The organism is Amycolatopsis sp. NPDC003676 (genome assembly GCF_053587275.1).
This window is the reverse complement of sequence record NZ_JBSFNS010000132.1, coordinates 1-19,484: the sequence shown is the minus strand read 5'-3', so window position 1 is coordinate 19,484 and position 19,484 is coordinate 1. Positions and strand designations below refer to the sequence as shown.

The following is a 19,484-nucleotide window of genomic DNA, read 5'->3' as shown; positions in this document are numbered from 1 at the left end:
CGCTCGGCTCCCGCTGTCGTCGTTGCTGGGCTCCTTGAGGGAATCAGATTCCCTCAAGGAGCCCTTCACGGACGTTGACAGCGCCGGACGGCGCCCGTCGGCCGGAGAATTCCGCACACCGTTGGCGCTGCGGCCGGCCGCCGGGACAGACCTGTCACGCGGCAGCCGGGGCTGGTTCGCGTGTGGAGACGGCGAGGGTCCTGCGGGGCGTGTCTGCGTGCGGAGACGGCGAGGGTCCTGCGGGGTTTGTCTGCGTGTGGAGACGGCGAGGGTCCTGCGGGGTTTGTCTGCGTGTGGAGACGGCGAGGGCTCCGCGGGGTTTGTCTGCGTGTGGAGACGGCGAGGGCTCCGCGGGGCTTGTCCACACGCGGAGACGACGAAGGCCCCGCGGCAAGCCTGCCACGGGGCCTTCACCAGAGTCATCGGTCAGAAGTCGAAGCCCCCGCCGTCAAAGCCGCCGCCATCGAAGCCGCCTCCGTCGAAACCTCCGCCGAAGTCCTGGCTTCCGTCGAAGCCGCCGCCGTCAAAACCGCCTCCGTCGAAGCCTCCGTCCATGCCGCCGGCGTCCAGGGCGTCCGCTTGGCCCGCGTCGTAGCCGGATTCCCAGGCCGAGGCGCTGGCGATGCCGCTCATGCCGGAGAACATGGCGCTGAACAGGAACATCGAGCCCAGGCCCCACGCGCCGGCGACGAGCGCGGGCTTCCACCACGGCTCGCTGTACCAGCCCTGCGGCACCGGGCGGCCCGCGACGCGGCCGCCGGGGTAGTAGTACGGCGTTTCCTGGCCCGGGTCGGGCGAGGCGGCGTAGCGCTGGCCTTCGACGTCCACCTCGCGGTGTTCGGTGACCTTGCCCGCGCGTTCGCGTTCGGCCTCGTCCGGCAGCGCGGGGCCCGGGTCCATGCCCATCGCCGTGCGCGCGGCGCGCACGTAGTACAGGCCTTCGATGGCGGTTTCCTTCACCAGCCGGGCCTGTTCGACCGTCTTGGCCTGCTCCAGCTGCGAACCGGCGGCGTTGTAGCGCTCGCTCGCGTCGGCCATCGCCTGCTGGGAGGCGGTGTCGGTGCCGGTGATGTTGAGGACCTGGCCGCCGAGGCGCTCGACGAGGCGGCGCGCGTCGGCCTTCGCGTCGTCGAGCTGGCTCTGTCTGGTCGCGGCCTGCTTCCTCGACAGGTACAGCACGCCTCCGACGATGACGACGACCAGCACGATCAGGAGGATCGCGGTGCCCATGGGTCACTCCGTGTCTCGATCTGACGAGCCGGCCGGGCAGCCGTCTCTGAAACGGACAACGCGGACCGTGCGCGGAGAGTTCCCGGCGGCGCCTCCGATCGGGCGGTGGCCGACAAAACTAGAACACGTTATAGTCCGCGGCATGAAGTTCTCCTTGTCGATCGCGATGAGCCCGCTCGACCAGCTGAGCGGCCTGGCCCGCGCCGCCGAGGAGGCCGGGTTCTCCTCGATCGTGCTGCCCGATTCGCTCTTCTACTCCGAGAAAGTGTCCGCCGACTATCCCTACACCCCCGACGGCAGCCGGTTCTGGGACGAGAACACGCCTTGGGCCGATCCGCTGGTCGCGACCGCCTCGATGGGCGCGGTGACCGAGCGGATCCAGTTCTACACGTCGGTGCTGAAACTCGGCTCGCGCAATCCGGTGCTGCTCGCCCGCCAGGTCAACTCGGTCGCCGCGCTGACCGGCGGACGGTTCGGCCTCGGGCTGGGAATCGGCTGGTCGCCGGAGGAATTCGAATGGTGCGGCGCGCCGTATGCGCGGCGCGGCAAACGGTTCGACGAGGCCATCGAGGTGCTGCGGCTGATCCTCAGCGGCGACATGGTCGAGTTCCACGGCGAGTTCTTCGACTTCGACAAGCTCAAGATGAGCCCGCCGCCGCCCTCGCGCGTGCCGTTCTACATCGGCGGGCACACCGACGTCGCGCTGCGCCGGGCCGCGCGCGTCGCGGACGGCTGGTCGTCCGCGATGATGACGCTCGACCAGCTGCGCGACACCATCGGCAAGCTGAAGGGCCTGCTCGCCGAGCGCGGGCGCGCCGACGACCCGTTCGAGTTCCAGGCGGTGTGCGTCGACCGGTTCGGGCTCGACGGATTCCGCGAGCAGGCCGAGGCGGGCGTCACCGACGCGATCACCATGCCGTGGGTGTTCGAGGGGCACGGATTCGACGCGGAGCTGCGCCCGAAGGTCGACGCGATCCGCAAGTTCGGCGACGAGATCATCGCGAAAATCGAGGAGTGACATGGGAGTCGAGGTCTGCTGGGACCCCGCGGCGCAGCAGCCGCCCGCGCGGGAGGCCGCGTTCAAGTCGATGACGGCGGCGACCGCCGGGGACAAGGACGGCTGGCTCGCGCTGTTCGCCCCGGACGCGGTCGTCGAGGACCCGGTCGGGCCGTCGATGTTCGACGAGGAGGGCAAGGGCCACCACGGGCGCGAGGGGCTTTCCGCCTTCTGGGACAAGACGATCGGGAACGTCGAGAAGTTCGAGTTCGTGATCCGCGATTCGCACGCGGCGGGTTCGGAGGTCGCGAACGTCGGCACCATCACGACGTTTCTGCCCGGCGGCTATCGCGTCGACACCGACGGGGTGTTCGTCTACCGGGTCAACGAGGACGGGCTGGTCGTTTCGATGCGTGCGTTCTGGGAGACCGAGCGGGCGATGGCGACTGCGCGACAGGTCTGATGTCAGCCCGCGTCCGTTTCGACGAAGTCAAGAACGCGGGCGGTGACGAGATCGGGTTGCTGCAACGTCAGCGCGTGAGTGGTTCCCGGCACGATTTCCGTGCTGATAAGGGGATTCAGCGTCGCGATGCGCGCGGCGACCTCTCGTGCGCGGTGGATATGGCTGCGTTCGCCGAGGACCAGCCGGACGGGGACTTCGATCGCGCGAAGCTCGTCGTCGGTGAAGACGTGCTGCGGCGGTAGTTGCGCTTTGTATTTGAGGCTGGCGAACAGCAGCGGCCGCAAGGTGTGCCGCACGCTCGGATCGCCGGCGACGATCCGGCGCTGGACCGCGGCGGGCAGCAGCCAGAGGAAGATCTCCTGGAAACTCCACAGGATGAACTTCGGGACGCTGATCGCCGCGAATCCGGCCGGTTCCAGCCCGATGACGCCCGCGATCTGGCCGGCGGACCGGGTCGCGAGGTTCAGCGCCAGGAAACCGCCGCGCGAGACGCCCGCGAGGTAGACCTTCTCCTGGCTGATGGCGGCGAGGACTTCGGAGAGCCACTCGGCGAGGTCGTCGTCGGTGCTGGCGGAGGCGGTCTCGACCGAGTGGCCTGGTTCGCCGATCGAATCGATGGCGTAGACCGGGTGGCGGGCGGCCAGTTCGGCGAGGTGCGGGTACCACGACAACGACGAGCCCATGACGCCGTGCAGCAGGACGATCGGCGTGCCGTGTTCGGGACCGCTGCGCCGGACGCGGGTGGGGCCGAACTTCGTCGGGATATCCAGTTCCTCGGAGGGAACCGGCCACTTTCGCAGGATCTTCGCGTATGCGGCGAAGTAGCGTTCCTGGGCTTTGGGGTCGGTGAAAGTTTCCGGCATGTCGTCCCCTCCCCGAGACGGGTTACCGTGCACTTACACCGTAGCAGGGTTACGCGTTGTCCAAGCGCAGCAAAGTGTTCAGCAGATTTCCGCCGGGAAGCCCCTCGTCGCCGAAGATCCGGTGCTGCACCTCGATCACGAGCGGCAACGCGGCGCGCAGGGCGGCTCCGCCCGAGTCGGTCACCTCGACGCGTTTGGCTCGGACGTCCTCGTCGCTGCGCGCGCGGGCGACGAATCCCTTGCGTTCCAGCGTTTTCAGGATCTGCGACACCTGCATCGGGTGGATGTCGCCGGAGGTCGCGAGACCGGATTGGGTGACCGGGCCGCCGGTGCGGTTCAGCCAGGCGGCGAGCGCGAGCGTCTGGAACTGCAGGTGCGTCAGGTCGAGCGGGGCGAGCGCCTGGTCGATCTCGCGGACGTAGCGGTGCACGACGCGCCACATGACGAAGCCCACCGCGTTCTCGGGGGCGCCGAGCGAGGCGGTGGCGAAGAGTTCGGCGAGCGCGTCCTTGTCCATCGGGAGGCATCGTAGCGGTTGCCCTTCGATAGTAAACGCGTTTAGTATCGAAGTCTACGGAGAGGGGTGCCTGATGACTGACCTGCGGCTGGATCTCGGCCTGTACCGGTACGACAACACCCGCCCGCTGTTCGACGGCCGGGTCCGCTTCGACGGCGTCGACGCGACCTTGCACACCGCCGACATCGTCTCGGATCTGTTCGAACGGATGGTGCGAGGGCGCGAGTTCGCCGTCGCCGAACTGGGCCTGACTTTCTACCTGCGCACCTTGGACCTGCCGGATCCGCCGTTCGTCGCGCTGCCGGTGTTCCCCAACCGGCAGTTCCGGCATTCGGCGATCTACGTGAACGCCCGCAGCGGCGTCCACGCCCCGCGGGACTTGATCAGCAAGACGATCGGCGAGTTCGCGACCTACGGGCACGACGCGGGCGTGGTGGCGAAAGGCATGCTGTCCGACGAGTACGGCGTGCGGCCGGAACAGAGCCGGTGGGTGATCGGCGGGTTCGATTGGCCGATGGAATGGTTCGACTTCGTGCCCCGGCTGCATCCTCCGGAAGTGGAGGTGCGGCAGGCTCCGGCGGGGAAAGCGCTCGGTTCGATGCTGGAGAGCGGGGAGATCGACGCGTTTATTTCGGCGGATCCGCCGCGCGGGGCCCGGGGGGATTCGCCGGAGGTGGCGCAGTTGTTCCCGGATTACGTGAGCGTGGAGCGGGAGTATTACCGGCGTACCGGGATTCGGCCGATCATGCATGCGGTGGTGGTCCGGCGGGATCTGCTGGCGGAACATCCGGGGCTGGCGGAGCGGCTGTATCGAGGGTTCGTCGACGCTAAGGAAACGGCGATGGCGGATTACCGGCGGGGGCGGATCTTCAATCACATGGGCGATGCGGGGATGGTGCCGTGGTTCAGTGCGTTGTACGACGAGAATCGCCGGTTGTTCGGGGAGGATTGGTGGCCATACGGGATTGAGAAGAACCGGCTGTCGGTGGAGGCGTTCCTGCGGTGGCACTTCGAGCAGGGGTTGTCTCGGCGGTTGATGACGGTGGAGGAGATTTTTGTGCCGGAATTGCTGAGTACTTAGCCGGTTAGCGGACCGGGCTGACTGGCTGTCGAGGCCTCGAATGGACGCTCAATCCGCCGCCAGCTCCTCGTGCAAGCCTTCCAGCGCGATGCGGTCATCCTCGGTCCCGGTGTGCGGCGCGGAAAACCAGTCCGCGTATTCGCGCAGTTCCGACAGTCGCCAGTCGAGGGCGAACAGTTCGACCATTTCCGGGTCCAGGCCCGCCGTGTCGGGCAGGTCGGCGTAGTCTCGTTCGCGCGGGGCGACGGCGAGGCTTTCCCAATCGACCAGGCGCAGGCCGTCCGGGGTCTGGACCTGGTTGTCGTTGTGCGGTTCGCCGTGAGTGGGGACCCAGGAAGCGTGGCGGGAGGCAGCGAGGGAGGCCAGTTCCAGGTAGCGGGAGTTCCAGCGGCGGATCGCGTCGGCTCGGGCGGCGAGGGCGGTGCGGGCTTCTTCGGCCAAAGGACCGGACGTCCACGGTTCGGCGGTGCGGGACCGCAGTTCGTCGGCGAAATCCGGGCCGACTTGCGGGGACCAGTGGCGTAGTCCGACGGGCGGCGGGGTGCGGTGCAGGGCGTCGAGTGCAGCGAGGATTGCCGGTTTGTCGACTTCGGCTTCCGCGGGGCTGCGGCCGTTCAGCATCGGGGTGACGCTGAGCGCGCCGCCGCCGGTGTCCACTGTGAACTGGCCGGACCGCGCGGGCAGTGGCGCGCAGACGAACTCGAGCCCTGAAGCGGCCAGTTCGGCGGCACTCGCGTAGGTGCTTTCGAGGGACGCCGCGGTGTGCCGGGGTTCGAGCTGGTCCAGCGTGACGAACAGGGTATCGGCGCGCCAGTGGTGCGCGCCGAAACCCCAAGGCAGGTAAGCGATCTCGGAAATCGGCTGCCAATGTTCGGCGAGCGCGCGGGCGATGGCGGCATCGGTGATGAAGGACGGTCGAGATCGCACAAATCGGATACTAGGCAGGGCTTCGTGGTGGGAGCAACGGAGTTTAGAACAGTTCGTTCTGGTACTTGTCGTCGATCACGTCGTACAGGGTGCCGCTGACGAGGTCGCCCAGGCTGTTGTTCATCTTTTGCGCTTGCTCGGCGATGGAGAGGGTGTAGAAATCGCCGCCGAGGGTGGCGGCTTCGGCGAGTCCGCGGGTGTCGCCCTCCCACAGTTTCGCGCGGATAATGGCCTTTCCGCACTGTCCGAACACTTCGCGCACGCGCACGATCGTCGCGAGCACGGCGGGTTTGCCGTCCGCGCTGAGCATGCCCAGCAGTTCCGGGTCGTCGGTGACGAAGGCGTCGCCGTTGACCCGCATCACCTCGCGCAAACCCGGTACGAAGAAGACGAGCCCGATCGACGGGTTGGCGGTGATGTTCTCGAAGGTGTCGGCGAGTTTGTTGCCAGGACGGTCGGGGATGGCGAGCGTCCACGGGTCGAGGATCCGCACCGAACCGGGCGGGTCGCCTTTCGGTCCGACGTCCATGAGGCCGTCCGCGCCGACGGTGGCGGCGCAGAAGAACGTGCTGTGTGCGATGAACCGCATGGCGAATTCGCCGAGGTGCGGTTCCTTTTTCTCGGCGATGAACTGGTCCGGGAAACCGATGATTTCCCGGACGCGCGCCATGCTGATCGGAGTGTAGGCGTCTGCCGCGGTGGTCATGATTTCTCCTGTCACAGGTCGAGGACCAGTCGTGGGGTGCGGGCGCGGGACACGCAGACGAACATCCGGTCGCCCGCCGCTTGTTCGCTCGAGGAGAGGATCCCGTCGCGGTGGTCGGGGACACCGTCGAGCACCTTGGTCTCGCACGAACCGCAGATGCCGGACCGGCATGAGGTCACCGGTCGGATGCCCGCCTTTTCCAGGGCGCTGACAATGCTTTCGTCAGCGGCGACGGACACGGTTTTCTTCGAAACCGCGCATTCCACTTCGATCGGCTTGTTGTCCGCCGGGGCGGCCTGCGGGGCTTTGAAGCGTTCCAGCCGCAATGCTTCGGGCGGCCAGTTCGCCGCCGCGGTGTCCAAATCGGACAGCAGCGAAGCCGGACCGCAGGCGTAGACCTTCGCACCCGCCTCGACGGGCTTTTCCAGCTCAGTCAACGGAATCCGGCCGGTGGTGTCCGAGGAGTGGCAGCGCACGCGCTCGCCGTAGCCGCGGAGTTCGTCGAGGAACGGCATCGACGCGCTGGTGCGGCCGCCGAAGTACAGCTGCCAGTCCGCGCCCCGGGCTTCCGCGGCGCGGACCATCGGCAGGATCGGGGTGATGCCGATGCCGCCCGCCACGAAGACGTACGACTTGGCCGGGCGGAAGGCGAAATTGTTCCGCGGGCCTTTGATCGAGATGCGCTGGCCGGGCCGGAGAAAGGCGTGCACGTATTCCGAACCGCCGCGGCTCGCGCGTTCCCGGCGGACGCCGATCCGGTAGTACGCGCGTTCGCCGGGCGGGCCGCAGAGCGAGTACTGGCGCTCGAGACCGTTCGGCAGCACGAGGTCGATGTGCGCGCCGGGTTCCCAGCTCGGCAGCGGTTTCCCGGTCGGGTCCGCCAGGTCCAGCGAGACCACGCCGTCGGCTTCCCAGCGCAGCTGCCGGACGGCGACGTCCAGCTTCCCGGCGGTTCCGGCATTCGGGGTCATCGGCTTCCCTCCTTTTGTTAACGTTGTTACTTGCCGCCCGGCCGAGGGTATTGGTAACATCGTTAACATGTCAACCGAGGCGAAACGGGCCGGAATCGCGGCGACGCGGGCCGAGCGGGCGGTGGCCGAGGCGCTGGACCTGGTCGACGCGGGCGGGCTGGAGGCGCTCACCATGCGTCAGCTGGCCGACCGGATGGGCCTGCACCTGCCCGCGATCTATCGCCTGTTCGACGGCAAGGACGCGCTGATCGACGAAATGGCCGAGGCGATCCTCGCCGGCGCGGTCGCCGACCTGCCCGCCGAGGACGGCGACTGGGAAAGCCGCGTGCGGAGCTTGGCTGCCGGGTTGCGCACGGCGCTGCTCGCGCATCGGGACGGGGCACGGATTGTCGGCGGGAACTATGCGGCGAAGCGCAGCAATCTGACCTATGTGGACACTCTGCTCGGCTGCCTGCTGGCTTCCGGGCTGCCGCGGAAGCAGGCGATCTGGGCTGCGAGCACGGTGTTTTGCTACGTGCTCGGGGAGACGCTCGAGGAGCAGGGCGCGACCGGGGACGAGATCGGCGTGCTGATGGGGGTTTTGGGGACGCGGGAGTACGCGCACCTGGAGTCGGGACCGATGGAGTCGATGCTCGACTTCGAGGCGCGGTTCGCGTTCGGGCTGGAACTGCTGCTCGCCGGGGTGCGAAGTGTGGTGCGCGGCGGCGAGCGCGCTAGCTTCCCGGGCTGATCCCCGCCACCGCGATCCGGGGTGTGGAATGTCGTGGGCTGTGGTGAGAACCGGCGGCGAGCGCGCTAGTTTTCCGGGCTGATCCCCGCCACCGCGATCCGGAACAGGCGGCTGGCCTCCGCGGCCGGGTCGGGGTGGCGTTCGGTCGTCAAGGTGATGCCGACGATCAACGCGATCAAGTCGCCCACCGTCACCTCCGGCGAGACAGCCCCATCGCGGGCGGCGCGCGCAACTAGCGGGGCCGCCGACTCCTCCAGGGTCATCGAGCAGGAGTTCCCGTGCACCGGATCTGGCGTGTCGTACGCCAGGGCTGCCGCGAGGCCGCGGGCGGTTACGCAGTAGCTGACCACGTCGTCGAGCCATTCCAGGAGCGCGCGGCGGCTGTCGGATTCCCCGGCCAGCTCCTGCGCGCGGGCGGCCAGCAGGGCGATCCGCTCCTGCGAAACCGCTTCCAGCAACGCGTGCCGGGTGGGGAAGTGCCGCCGCACGGTCGCGGAGCCGACTCCGGCGGTGCGCGCGATCTGTTCCAGCGACGCGTTCGCCCCGTGTGCGGCGACCTCCTCCTCGGCCACCTCCAGAATCCGCGCGTAGTTGCGCCGTGCGTCTGCGCGTTGCTGGCCGGGCATGGCGTGACCTCCGGGTTTGCTAAGTGGCGGGCCCCGCCGTATCGTAGCGGACACGAAACGGCGGGGCCCGCCACTTAGTGTTTTCGAGGGAGAATCATGGTTGAGCAAGCACCGGTACTGGTCGTCGGCGCGACGGGACGGCAGGGCGGCGCGACCGCCCGCGAGTTGCTGGCGGCGGGGGTGCCGGTCCGGGCGCTGGTCCGGGATCCGGCGGCGGAGCGGGCGAAGGCGGTCGAGGCGTTGGGTGCCGAACTCGTCGTCGGGGATTTGAATGATCGGGATGGGCTGGCACCCGCGATGAAGGGCGTGCGGGCGGTGTTCAGCGTGCAGATGCCGGACATGAGCGGGCCGGAGCCGGATTTCGCGGGCGAGGCGGCTCAGGGGATCAACCTTGTCGACGCAGCGGAAAAAGCCGGGGTGCCGCAGTTCGTGCACACCTCGGTGAGCGGGGCGGGATCGCCGGAACTGGCCGATGAGCGGTGGGCGTTCATGGCGCCGACGATGGAGGCCAAGGCGGCGGTCCAGGATCGGCTCCGGGCAGCCGGGTTCCCGCGGTGGACGTTGCTCAAGCCGGCGTTTTTCATGGAGAACTTCCTGCCGTCCCTGCAGTACGTGTTCCCGCGCGGCATCGAGGGCGGCTTGGTGACGATCCTGCGTCCGGAAACCCGGTTGTCGCTGGTGGCGGTACGGGACATCGGCCGCGCGGCAGCGGCGGCCATCGCTGAACCGGAACGGTTTGACCGGGTCGAACTCGAGCTGGCGAGCGACTACCGGCCGATGACGGAGATCGCGCCGGTGCTGTCCCGCGTGCTGGGAGTGCCGTTGACGGTGCCGGACATGACCGTCGACGAGGCGCTCGCCGCCGGGATGCCGCCGATGGGGTTCTCGCACACGATGCTGAACGAGCTCGGCCAGCCCGCGCGGCCCGAGTTCGCGCGTGAGCTCGGGATTCCGCTGACCTCCTTTGAGGAGTGGGCCGAGACGGCTATGCGGGCTTGACTGCTCGGGGCGCGTTGCTCCGTTCGTGTCAGCCGGTTGGTGCTGGTGCGCGGTGGCGGCACTTCTGCCCTGGTGCAGCGTGCCCCGGCTTGCCGATTCCTCGCCGTCGGGGCGGGATTGTTTGTTACCTTCTGGGCCCGGCAACCGCGGCCTGCCCGGCCAGTGAGGAGCACTTCGATGGCCGCTGTCCAGCCGACCACGGGCAAGCGCGGCGGCCGGGCCCGGGCGCCGCGCGATCCGGACGCCACGCGGCGGGCGCTGGTCGGGGCCGCGCTCACGCTGTTCGAACAGGACGGTTTCCACGCCACTTCGGTGCAGAAGATCGTCGACCGCGCGAAGCTCACCAAAGGCGCTTTCTACTACCATTTCGAGACCAAAGAGGACGTGCTGCACGAAATCCACGACCAGTTCATGGATTTCCAGCTGCGGCGGATCCGCGAGGTGCTCGCCGAGGGCGGCGCGCCGGAGCGGGTGCTCCGCCGGGTGATGACCGAGGTGCTGGTCGAGCCGATCGGCATCTACCGGTCCGAGATCTCGATTTTCCAGCAGGAGCGCCGGTTTCTCTCCAGCACGACGTTCGCCTCGATCGAGCGCAAGCGCGACGAGTTCGAAGCGCTCGTCACGCAGGTGGTCGAGCGCGGGATCGAAAGCGGCGCGTTCAAACCGGTCGCGACCGCGCGGGTGCTCGCGTTCGCGGTGATCGGCGTGGCCGCGTGGGCGCACACCTGGCTCGACCCGCGCGGCGCGATGACGCCCCGGCAGATCGGCGACGCGTTCGGCGAGATCGTCGTCGCCGGGCTGCGCACCGGATCGCTGCCGGAGAGCCGGGCCTGAACGTTCTGGCACGAGCGGCTGCTTTCCCGGTAGAAAGGAAAGATCATCGGGGAGGGAGCACCCAGTGAAGGTCCTTCTGCGCAAATTTGTCCCCATCGCGGCAGCCGCCGTACTGGCGGTCACGCTGGCACAGCCCGCGGCGGCGGCGCGTCCGGCCGCTGGTCCAGCGGCGTCGCCCGAGTGGCGCGTTGCCGACGGCCAGCTGGTCTGGACCGCGCCAAAGCCGCTGTTCGGCGACGGCGCGGTGGAGTTCTGGTCCGGCGGCGAGCTGCTCGGCCGTGCCCAGCCGGGCGCTGATCTGCGGACGTTTTCGCTGCCCGCAGGCGGGATCCGCGATGTGCGCGGGCTCGAGGCGCGCGTCGGCGGCCGTTCGCTGACCGAAGCGCCCAAGGCGACGGCGAATCAACCGGCCCCGGCGCCGCTGCCCGTGTTGCCCGCTAACGCGGTAGATCCCGGTAAACCCGGGCAGTTCTCGACGGTCAAGGGCGAGTACTCGCTCGACCCGGTGCGGCTGCCGGGATTGGACGGGCCGATCGAGATGCAGGGCCTGGTCGTCGCGCCGAAACACGCGCCGGGGAACCGGCCGCTGGTGGTGTTCCTGCACGGCAGGCACCAGCCCTGCTACAACCCGGCCGATCCGGACGACCACTCGACGGCTTGGCCGTGCAAGGCCGGGATGCTGCCGATCCCGAGCTACCGCGGCTACCTGCAGACCCAGGAATTGCTGGCGTCGCAGGGATTCGTGACGGTGTCCATCTCGGCCGACGCGATCAACGCGCTCGACCACGCGGTGCAGGACGGCGGTGCGCAGGCCCGGTCGTCGCTGGTCCGGCTGCACCTCGCGCATTGGGCGGATTGGTCGGGCAGCGCTCGTTCGACCGCTCCGGCGATCGTGAAGGATTCTCCGGCGGCGGATCTGTCGAATGTGTTGCTGGTTGGGCATTCCCGCGGCGGCGAGGGCGTCAACCGCGCCGCGATGGACAGTTTGTATCCGCCGCCGGGCGACACCGGGTTCTCCGGGCCGGTCCGGTGGAAGATCCGCGGCGACGTGCTGATCGCGCCGACCGTGTTCGGGCTCAACCCGGTGCCGGACGTCCCGTCGGTCACTTTCCTGCCCTCGTGCGACGGCGACGTCTCGGATCTTCAAGGGCAGCAATACATCGACGCGGCACGCGGCGTCAGCCGGGACACGGCCTTGCACAGTGCGCTGTACGTCTCCGGTGCGAACCACAACTTCTTCAATTCCGAGTGGACTCCGGGCGTCGCGGTGGCCCCGGCGCAGGACGATTTCTATTCTCCTGAACCGGATCCGAATTGCTCGCCCGGCGTGCCCGCACGGCTGACGGACGCGCAGCAGCGGGCGGTCGGCGCGACCTATGTCGCCGCGGCCGCGCAGCTGTTCCAGAAGCACGATCTGCGGGTGCAACCGTTGTTGGACGGTTCCGGCGTGCGTGCGCCGTCCGCCGATCCGGCGCACGTGTTGACGCACGCTCTCGGCGGAGCGAGGACTTCCGTGCTGATCCCGGATTCGTCGACGAAGGTCACCGGCAGCGGGGACGTTTGCCAGCAGGTCGGCCCGGATCAGCGGTGCCTCACGAATTCCGGTGCTTCCAAGTCGCCGCATTTCGTCGGGCTTGAGGAAGCGCCTGATCCGACGCGGACAGCCGTGCACGTGCGCTCGGCGACGGCTGGCGTTCCAGCGAAGATTCAGTTGCCCAGCCCGGTTTCTTCGAGCGGTGCGCGGGCGTTGGCGATGCGGGTCATCGCGCCGGAAAACGCTCCGGCCGAGTCGTTCGACGTCGCGGTCACCGACGCGCGCGGCAAGCGCACGAAGCTGGGTGCGGTGACGGTGGCCGGGCTGGCCGGGACTGAGCGGACGAAATCGTTCTGGGGCCAGGAAGTCCGGGTTCCGCTGCCGCCGTATCTGGAGGTGGCCGGTCTGGAACTGACGCCGCAGAAGGCGGGCGACGAGGCGTGGCTGCTGGACGCGTACGCGTGGCGGCCCGGTCTGCCGGACCCGAACCCGGCCCCGCTGACGCGCGTCGACCTCGGGTCGATGACGGTCAAGGAAGGCGATTCCGGCTCGAAGACGTACCAGATCCCGGTCACGGTGACCGGCGACGGCGGCGGTTCGGTGCGGGTCTTCCGGGCCGATTCGCTCTCGCCGCTGTCGATGAAGTGGGCGTACCAAGCGGTCACGCTCGCGCCGGGGCAGCACACGCTCGACCTGCCCGCGACTGTCGTCGGGAACACCCGGTGGAGCTGGCCGTACCGGATGCTGGCCGGGGTGAAGGCCACCCACGGGACGGTCGTCGGGTCGGCGCAGGGTTCGCTGAACGTCGAGAACGACGACCCGGAGCCGGACGTGAGCGTCGGCAAGACGGACGTGTCGGCGGTCGAGGGCGGCGTGCTGGCCTGGCCGGTCAATCTGTCCACTGTGGCCGATTCGGACATCTACCTGACGGCGGAGGTGAAAGCGCCGGAGACCGGGCCGGAACTGATGACCTCGGACATCGACCCGCAGTGGCTGATCGAGCACCGCCTTGACCCGAAGAAGCCGCAGCCGTTGTCGGAGACCGGGGTGATGGTGACGGTGCAGATCATGGCGGGGAAGCTGAGCGGCGACCTGACGATTCCGACGGTGCGGCACGACGGAGCTGATCCGGCGAAGCATGTCTTGCTGCACATGAAGGAATCCGGCCGGGACATCGATCTCACCGGGATGGTGACGGACGCGGCCTGACCGCGGCGGTCAATCCTCCTGGTCCGGGGTTCGGGCCAGGAGGATTTTCCGTTCCCGCCGGGCGGTTTCGCGGAATCCGTGCCGCAGGTAGAAGGCGTGCGCTCGGGTGTTGATCGCGAGGACTTCGAGCACGAGCGGTTGGCCGCGCTCGGCCGCGACGCCGATCAGCCACCGGAGCAGCCGTCCGCCGATCCCCTGGTTCTGGTAGCGGGGGTCGAGTTCGATCCGGCCGAGGCAGACCTCTGTCGGCCGGTACTCGACCACGAGCAGGCCCGCGTCCGCTCCGTCGACCGTGATCACCTGCCACTGGCCGGGAGTGAAGGCGCGGTCGTGGTAGCGGCGCTGGATTTCGTCGTCCCAGCCCCAGATCGCGGCGACATGCTCGCCTAACGCGGCTCGGTGCAGCTGGAAACAGAAGTCGCTGTCCGCGGCCATGGCGGGGCGCAGGTCGATCTCGCTCGGCATGCGCACCTCCGGCACTCGGGAGCGCTCAGGATAGCGAGGTCACCGGCTCTCCCTGCGCACCCTCGGCAGGATCCGCAGCAACGCGGTCCCCGCTGCCAGCAACGCGAACCCGGCCAGCAGCAGCCACAACGTGTTCACTCCGGTGAACGCGAGCCCGCCGGTCACTCCCGCAGCCGAGGCCGCGCCGATCTTCTGGTACATGGCTTTCTCTCTTCCGTCTCGGTGTTCACCAGTTCTTGCGGGTGCGCAGGAGCGCGTCCGCGTACGCCTTGAGATGGCAGGCCTGCAGGAAATAATCGAGCACCAGTTCATACATCGACGCGGCGAGCAGCATGCTGCACCAGCCGCGGTACCGCACCGTCACGACTCGTTCCGCCACGAAGATCGCCGAGATGCCGAGCCACCACGGGTTGAGGTGCAGGCCGCCGAGGGAGAGGGCCAAAGCCAGTGCGGTCAGGTAGATTCCGCTCACCAGGACACCGGCGATGGTCAGCAGTTGCCTGCCCCAATACCGCCACGTGACGCGCGTGAGTCCATATTGGACGCAGTTCTCCACCGCGCCGCGCTTCCACCGCAAGCGCTGTGTCCACAGTGCACTCCAGCTGGTCATGACCTCGGTTTCCAGCGTGCACGCGCTGGGAGAGATCACCCGGTGGCCGAGGTGCAGGAGGGCGAAGGTGAGTTCGTTGTCCTCGGTGAGCACGGTGGTGTCGTAGATCCCGCCGCTGCCGTCGCCTGCGGGAAGGCGTCCGGCGACTCGTGCCGCGGCGACTTCGCGGAGGGTGCTGACCCGGAACATCGCCGCGGTTCCCGTCAGTACCAGGCATTTTCCGTGCAGCCGGTGGACGTCGCGGGCATAGCGGGCGTATTCGTTGCGCTGCAGGTGCCCGACGAATCCGCCGCCCGGACCGCCGCGGAACACCCCGCCGACGCCGCCGTAGCCGTGGTCGAGGTGGCGCAGGGCGGTGCTCACGAACTGCGGGTCCAAAGTGGAATCCGCGTCCTGGACGAGGATTACGTCGTCGTCGTCCAGTCGCGGCAGGAGCCAGGCGAGCAGTTGGTTCAGCGCGCCAGCCTTCTTGTGCGTGTTGTTTTCGGACGGCCGGACTCGGGCTCCGGCTGCCGAAGCGGCTCCGGCGGTGTCGTCGGTGCAGTTGTCGGCGACGACGAAAACCTCGTCGACAACGCGGTCCTGCCTGCGAAGCGCGGCGACGGTGTGCGCGATCTGCGGTTCTTCGTCGTGCGCGGGGATGACGGCGACGACCCGCGTGCTGCCGGAACGATGCCGTCCGGCTCGCGGCTCGGCGAGCGTGGGTGCAGACATGAGCGGGGTCCTCCGCGCGGAACTGCGACGTGATGCGTCGCGCTTGACCCTTACTCTGCTGGCGGTCACGGAACGCTACGGGAAGAGCCGAGAGACCACCCGCGCGGGGGAGATTTTCCTGCGAAACCTGTGTAGTAGCTAGGAATTACGCAGCAACCGATGATTACGGTGAGTGCATGCTACTCGGACTGTCGGTGTGTCCGCGGAGTCATTAACCGGGTGATGAGCGGTGTCGACCCGAGCCCGTGCAGCACCACGCTGCCGAGGGCGCAGACCACCGTCAGCGTCAGGACGAGGTCGCTCGCTTCGCCGGTCAGGCCGTTGATCGCCAGCAGCCCGAACACGATCGACGTCGTGCCGCGCGGGCCGAGCGCGCCGACGAGGAACCGGTCCCGCAGCGGCATCCGGGTCCGCGTCAGCGACAGCATCACCGGAAGGATCCGCAGGACGGTCAGCGCGAGCAGGCAGAACACGACCGGCTCCCAGGGCACGCCGAAGGACACCATGACCACCGCGGCCCCGCCGACGACGAACCACATCGCCATCGTCAGAATCCCGGTGACCTCTTCGAGCAGTTGCAGGTCCTCCGACGGCCGGGCGAAGTGCTCGCGGGCGGCGCTGTCGGAGGTGCGGAGATGCCGCGCGGCGAAGGCGCGGTAGACGTAGCGGAAGGCGATCCCGCTGACGAAACAGGCGACGAATCCGTTGCCGTCGATCGCGACGGTGGCCGCGTAGGTCAGCAGCGGAGTGGTGAGGATGGCGATGCGCCGCCCCTGCCCGGAAGTCCAGCCGGAGCGGACGGCGAGGAACAGCAGGAAACCGATCACCGTGCCGATGATCGCGCCGGCGGTGATGGCTTTGAGCGCGAACGGCAACGCGGTCGCGAGCGCTTTCCCGGCGGTATTCGCCGTATTGTCGCTGCGCGCGAGAATGAGCGCGAAGAGGAACAGCGGCGAGACCAAACCGTCGTTGTAGCCGCTTTCGACGTTCAGCACGCTCCGCACTTGCGGCGTCAGAGTCTTGTCCCGCACCACGCGTTCGGCGGCGGCGAAATCGCTCGGGATGACGATGCACGCGACGATCAGCAGCAACGGCCACGACAGTTCCGGGAAGAACGCCCAGCCGACGAGCATGGCCAGCCCGAGGCTCAGCGGCAGCGCGAGGAACAGCACCCGGGCGACGAGACTGGGTGCGTGGCCCCACAGCCGTCCGCCGCGGACCTCGGTGGCGTCGACGAAAAGCAGCATCGCGAGAATGAGTTCGGCGACGTGCTGCGCGATTTCGGTATCGAAGAGCTCAAGCAGTTTTCCCGGATTCGCGAACAGCGCGGTCGCGACTCCGCACAGCGCCATCAGCACGGGCGCGGCGATGTTCCACCGGTCGAGCTGTTTGGCCGCGAGCGCGCGCATCAGGACGGCGGCCGAGAGGACCAGCAATGCGGGAATCATCGTTTGTCCGGCTCCACGGCTTTGATTGCGCCCAGCCGTCTTCGGCCGCTGACGCTCCACAGTGTACCGGCGCGGGTGCGCCTTTCCCGGCATTCCGGGTGTACGTCACGTCAACCCGGAATCGGTCGATGGTTGGACGATCCGGCGGGCTTCGCGCCCTAGCTTCGGTGAGGCGGGTGTTCCGGCCCGCCTGACCCGAGAAGAAGGCCGCGATGACCGACGTTCTCATCATGGGCGGGATCCTGCTCGCCCTCGTTCTTTTCACCCAGGTGGGCCGCCATCGGCACAACCTGGTCATGGGCATCATGCCGTTCGTTTCGTGCACCGTCATCGGAGTCCTGTACTTCACCGGCGGCATCTCGCTCACCGGGCCGAACGTGGCGGCCGGCCTGGTCGGTGCCGTCGTCGGGGCGGTCGCCGGCGCGGGGCTGATCGCGACCACCCGGGTGGAGCGCAGTCCGGTCACCGGGCGCGTGCAGACCTGGGCGGGCTGGCCGTACCTGCTGATCTGGCTCGCCGTGCTGGTGGGACGGCTGGTGTTCGTGTGGGCGGTGGAGAACGTGCACTCGTTCGCCGCGAAGGTCGGCGAGTTCCTGGTCAGCACGCATCTCGACGAGGACGGTGTCGGCCTGTTCTTCGTGCTGATGGCGCTGTCCATGGTCGCGGTGCGGGCCGGCGGGGTGCTCTGGCGCGCCCGGCGGCTGGACGCCGTCCGCGACGCGCAATCGGTGCGGGTCTGACTACGCTGAGCAGCGAAGAGGCCCAGGGGAGGGGATGCGATGAGTCGGCTGCCGCTGGTGGTGATGCGGCTGCTCACGCCGGTCGCCTTCGTCGCGATCCTCGTCACCGCTGCGCCCACTGCGGAGTGGCTGTGGGTGCCAATGGTGGCTTCCGCCGCGAGTGGCCTCGCGTTCGGGCTGCTGGACCTGCGCTGGCCGCGCGCGGCTGGCGTGCTGCTCTCGCTGGCCGCGCTGTTCGGCGCGGTCGTCACGGTGGCGGACCAAAGTCTCACCGGGCCGTCGTTGCTCTGCCTGTCCTTGCTCGTGTTGTCCTCGCTGGCGGCGATCCGCCCGGCGGAGATCATCACGGTGGCTGCGGTCGTGGGGGTCGCAGCCACCGCCGGCGGGTATCTCGCCGGGCAGCCGGGTGGGCTCGTGGCGGGAAACGCGCTCGCGGTGGCTGTCGTGGTGCTGCTCGGGCTGAACCGGCGGCAGTACCGGGTGCAGGCGCGCCAAGCCCGCGACCTGCTGGATCAGACCCGGCTCACCCAGGAAGCCGTGGCCAGGGGCGCGACGCTGGAGGAACGCGCCCGGCTGGCGCGGGAGGTCCACGACATCCAGGCGCATTCGCTCTCGGCGCTGTCCCTGCATTTGCAGGCGGCGGCGCGGCTGGTGGCCGAGTTGCCGTCGCCGGACGAAAAACTCGCCGCTTGCGTGCAGAAGGCGGGGCAGCTGGCGCAGGACGGATTGATCGAGACGCGTCGAGCGGTGCACGCGTTGCGCGGCGATCCGATGGCGTTGCCGGAGTTGTTCGGCTCGCTGCCCGACAACGCGTCGATCCAGGTGACTGGCGAACCGCGCGAACTTCCCGCGGACGTCACCCTGCTGCTGTACCGCACTGTCCAAGAAGGACTTTCCAATGCCCGCAAGCATGCCGCCGGTGCGCCGGTGTCGGTTGAACTGTCCTATCTGGACAGCGAGGTGGCGATGACGGTGGTCAACCGGACCGGTTCCGGCAGCGGTTTGCCCGGTGCCGGATACGGCCTGACCGGCTTGCGCGAGCGCGCGGAACTGGTCGGCGGCGAGGTGACCGCGGGCCCGGATGGCGCGGGCTGGCGGTTGTCGGTGAGGATCCCGGCATGACGATCGTGCGCGTGCTCGTGGCCGAGGACCAGCCCGCGGTGCGGGAGGGCTTGGTGCTGCTGGTCGGGCTGCTGCCGGACATCGAGGTCGTCGGACAGGCGGGCGACGGTATCTCGGCGATCGAGGAAACCGTGCGGCTGCAGCCCGATGTGGTGCTGATGGACCTGGACCTGCCGCGCTGCGACGGGGCCGCGGCGACTCGGCGGATTGTCACGGAGTTGCCGGGAACGCGGGTCGTCGTGCTCACCACTTATGCGGACAGTGCCTCGATCGTGCGCGCGTTGGACGCGGGCGCGGTCGGTTACGTGACCAAGGCGGCGAACGGCGACGAGATCGGCCGGGCGATCCATGCCGCGGCGGCTGGGCAGACCGTGATGGACCTGGCGGTGCAGCGGACGTTGCTGGCCGCGGCCCGGCGTCCGGCCGCGCCGCCGGAGGACGGGCTGACGGCGCGCGAGGTGGACGTGCTGAAGCTGGTCGCGGCGGGGCGGGGGAACCGGGAGATCGCGCGGGAGCTGCAGGTCAGCGAGGCGACGGTGAAGACGCATGTGAACCGGATTTTCGCGAAAACCGGGTGCGGGACTCGGGCGCAGGCGGTGCGTTATGCGCATGAGCACGGGTACGCGGACTGAGCCAGGTCCGTGAGGGGAACCCTGAGGGAATCAGATTCCCTGAGGGTCCCCCTCACGATAAAAACC

At 68.7% G+C, this 19,484-nt stretch carries 21 protein-coding genes; 10 read left to right on the top strand and 11 right to left on the bottom strand.

Features of this window, described 5'->3' with window-relative positions:
* Positions 1–426: 426 nt before the first annotated feature.
* Positions 427–1,230 (bottom strand): hypothetical protein, encoded by an 804-nt coding sequence (locus ACWDNU_RS39880; protein ID WP_449672666.1) that lies wholly within the window; start codon positions 1,228–1,230, stop codon positions 427–429.
* A gap of 142 nt (positions 1,231–1,372) precedes the next feature.
* Between ACWDNU_RS39880 and ACWDNU_RS39875 the strand changes: the two genes are divergently transcribed.
* A complete protein-coding gene (locus tag ACWDNU_RS39875; RefSeq protein ID WP_370935451.1) occupies positions 1,373–2,248 on the top strand; it encodes a TIGR03619 family F420-dependent LLM class oxidoreductase in 876 nt (291 codons plus the stop codon).
* Position 2,249: 1 nt separating this feature from the next.
* On the top strand, positions 2,250–2,690 hold the full coding sequence (locus ACWDNU_RS39870) for a nuclear transport factor 2 family protein (protein WP_370935452.1): 441 nt from the start codon (positions 2,250–2,252) through the stop codon (positions 2,688–2,690).
* Between the two features lie 2 nt (positions 2,691–2,692).
* Here the strand turns inward: ACWDNU_RS39870 and ACWDNU_RS39865 are convergent, their stop codons facing one another.
* Both ACWDNU_RS39865 and ACWDNU_RS39860 read right to left on the bottom strand, forming a co-directional pair.
* Complete coding sequence (locus tag ACWDNU_RS39865) at positions 2,693–3,553, bottom strand: alpha/beta fold hydrolase (RefSeq protein ID WP_449672665.1); 861 nt, start codon at positions 3,551–3,553, stop codon at positions 2,693–2,695.
* Positions 3,554–3,602: 49 nt separating this feature from the next.
* Entirely contained in the window at positions 3,603–4,070 is a 468-nt protein-coding gene (locus tag ACWDNU_RS39860) for a MarR family winged helix-turn-helix transcriptional regulator (protein WP_370935455.1), read from the bottom strand.
* Between the two features lie 73 nt (positions 4,071–4,143).
* Here ACWDNU_RS39860 and ACWDNU_RS39855 point away from each other — a divergent pair, with 73 nt between their 5' ends.
* Positions 4,144–5,151 (top strand): 4,5-dihydroxyphthalate decarboxylase, encoded by a 1,008-nt coding sequence (locus ACWDNU_RS39855; RefSeq protein WP_449672664.1) that lies wholly within the window; start codon positions 4,144–4,146, stop codon positions 5,149–5,151.
* A gap of 48 nt (positions 5,152–5,199) precedes the next feature.
* Here ACWDNU_RS39855 and ACWDNU_RS39850 read toward each other — a convergent pair whose 3' ends face one another.
* Genes ACWDNU_RS39850 through ACWDNU_RS39840 form a run of 3 tightly spaced genes read right to left on the bottom strand, consistent with a single transcriptional unit; the run spans position 5,200 to position 7,755 of the window.
* Entirely contained in the window at positions 5,200–6,078 is an 879-nt protein-coding gene (locus ACWDNU_RS39850; RefSeq protein ID WP_449672663.1) for a hypothetical protein, read from the bottom strand.
* A gap of 43 nt (positions 6,079–6,121) precedes the next feature.
* On the bottom strand, positions 6,122–6,784 hold the full coding sequence (locus ACWDNU_RS39845) for an MSMEG_1061 family FMN-dependent PPOX-type flavoprotein (RefSeq protein WP_370935460.1): 663 nt from the start codon (positions 6,782–6,784) through the stop codon (positions 6,122–6,124).
* Between the two features lie 11 nt (positions 6,785–6,795).
* Positions 6,796–7,755 carry a PDR/VanB family oxidoreductase gene (locus ACWDNU_RS39840; protein WP_449672662.1) on the bottom strand — a complete coding sequence of 320 codons (960 nt, stop codon included), beginning with the start codon at positions 7,753–7,755 and terminating at the stop codon, positions 6,796–6,798.
* A 67-nt stretch (positions 7,756–7,822) separates the two neighbouring features.
* Between ACWDNU_RS39840 and ACWDNU_RS39835 the strand changes: the two genes are divergently transcribed.
* On the top strand, positions 7,823–8,485 hold the full coding sequence (locus ACWDNU_RS39835; RefSeq protein WP_449672661.1) for a TetR/AcrR family transcriptional regulator C-terminal domain-containing protein: 663 nt from the start codon (positions 7,823–7,825) through the stop codon (positions 8,483–8,485).
* 65 nt (positions 8,486–8,550) lie between these two features.
* Here ACWDNU_RS39835 and ACWDNU_RS39830 read toward each other — a convergent pair whose 3' ends face one another.
* A complete protein-coding gene (locus tag ACWDNU_RS39830; RefSeq protein WP_449672660.1) occupies positions 8,551–9,111 on the bottom strand; it encodes a TetR/AcrR family transcriptional regulator in 561 nt (186 codons plus the stop codon).
* Positions 9,112–9,207: 96 nt separating this feature from the next.
* On the opposite strand from ACWDNU_RS39830, the gene ACWDNU_RS39825 reads away from it, so the two are divergent.
* The 3 genes from ACWDNU_RS39825 to ACWDNU_RS39815 all read left to right on the top strand — a co-directional run bounded on the left by ACWDNU_RS39825 (position 9,208) and on the right by ACWDNU_RS39815 (position 13,687).
* Entirely contained in the window at positions 9,208–10,110 is a 903-nt protein-coding gene (locus tag ACWDNU_RS39825; RefSeq protein WP_449672659.1) for an NmrA/HSCARG family protein, read from the top strand.
* Positions 10,111–10,287: 177 nt separating this feature from the next.
* A complete protein-coding gene (locus ACWDNU_RS39820; RefSeq protein WP_370935477.1) occupies positions 10,288–10,944 on the top strand; it encodes a TetR family transcriptional regulator in 657 nt (218 codons plus the stop codon).
* 64 nt (positions 10,945–11,008) lie between these two features.
* Entirely contained in the window at positions 11,009–13,687 is a 2,679-nt protein-coding gene (locus tag ACWDNU_RS39815) for a hypothetical protein (protein ID WP_449672658.1), read from the top strand.
* 9 nt (positions 13,688–13,696) lie between these two features.
* On the opposite strand, the gene ACWDNU_RS39810 is transcribed toward ACWDNU_RS39815, so the two are convergent.
* The 4 genes from ACWDNU_RS39810 to ACWDNU_RS39795 form a co-directional block, all read right to left on the bottom strand.
* Positions 13,697–14,152: a GNAT family N-acetyltransferase gene (locus tag ACWDNU_RS39810; protein WP_449672657.1), complete on the bottom strand. Its 456-nt coding sequence runs from the start codon at positions 14,150–14,152 to the stop codon at positions 13,697–13,699.
* A 39-nt stretch (positions 14,153–14,191) separates the two neighbouring features.
* Positions 14,192–14,353 carry a hypothetical protein gene (locus tag ACWDNU_RS39805; protein ID WP_449672656.1) on the bottom strand — a complete coding sequence of 54 codons (162 nt, stop codon included), beginning with the start codon at positions 14,351–14,353 and terminating at the stop codon, positions 14,192–14,194.
* A gap of 25 nt (positions 14,354–14,378) precedes the next feature.
* On the bottom strand, positions 14,379–15,476 hold the full coding sequence (locus ACWDNU_RS39800; protein ID WP_449672655.1) for a glycosyltransferase: 1,098 nt from the start codon (positions 15,474–15,476) through the stop codon (positions 14,379–14,381).
* Between the two features lie 179 nt (positions 15,477–15,655).
* A complete protein-coding gene (locus ACWDNU_RS39795) occupies positions 15,656–16,924 on the bottom strand; it encodes a cation:proton antiporter domain-containing protein (protein WP_370935483.1) in 1,269 nt (422 codons plus the stop codon).
* Between the two features lie 212 nt (positions 16,925–17,136).
* Between ACWDNU_RS39795 and ACWDNU_RS39790 the strand changes: the two genes are divergently transcribed.
* The 3 genes from ACWDNU_RS39790 to ACWDNU_RS39780 are packed head-to-tail and all read left to right on the top strand — an operon-like array spanning position 17,137 to position 19,418.
* Positions 17,137–17,664 (top strand): DUF1453 domain-containing protein, encoded by a 528-nt coding sequence (locus ACWDNU_RS39790; RefSeq protein WP_449672653.1) that lies wholly within the window; start codon positions 17,137–17,139, stop codon positions 17,662–17,664.
* A gap of 39 nt (positions 17,665–17,703) precedes the next feature.
* Entirely contained in the window at positions 17,704–18,786 is a 1,083-nt protein-coding gene (locus ACWDNU_RS39785) for a sensor histidine kinase (protein WP_449672652.1), read from the top strand.
* Positions 18,783–19,418 carry a response regulator gene (locus tag ACWDNU_RS39780; protein WP_449672651.1) on the top strand — a complete coding sequence of 212 codons (636 nt, stop codon included), beginning with the start codon at positions 18,783–18,785 and terminating at the stop codon, positions 19,416–19,418. Before ACWDNU_RS39785 ends, ACWDNU_RS39780 begins: the two co-directional genes overlap by 4 nt.
* The last annotated feature ends 66 nt before the right edge of the window (positions 19,419–19,484 follow it).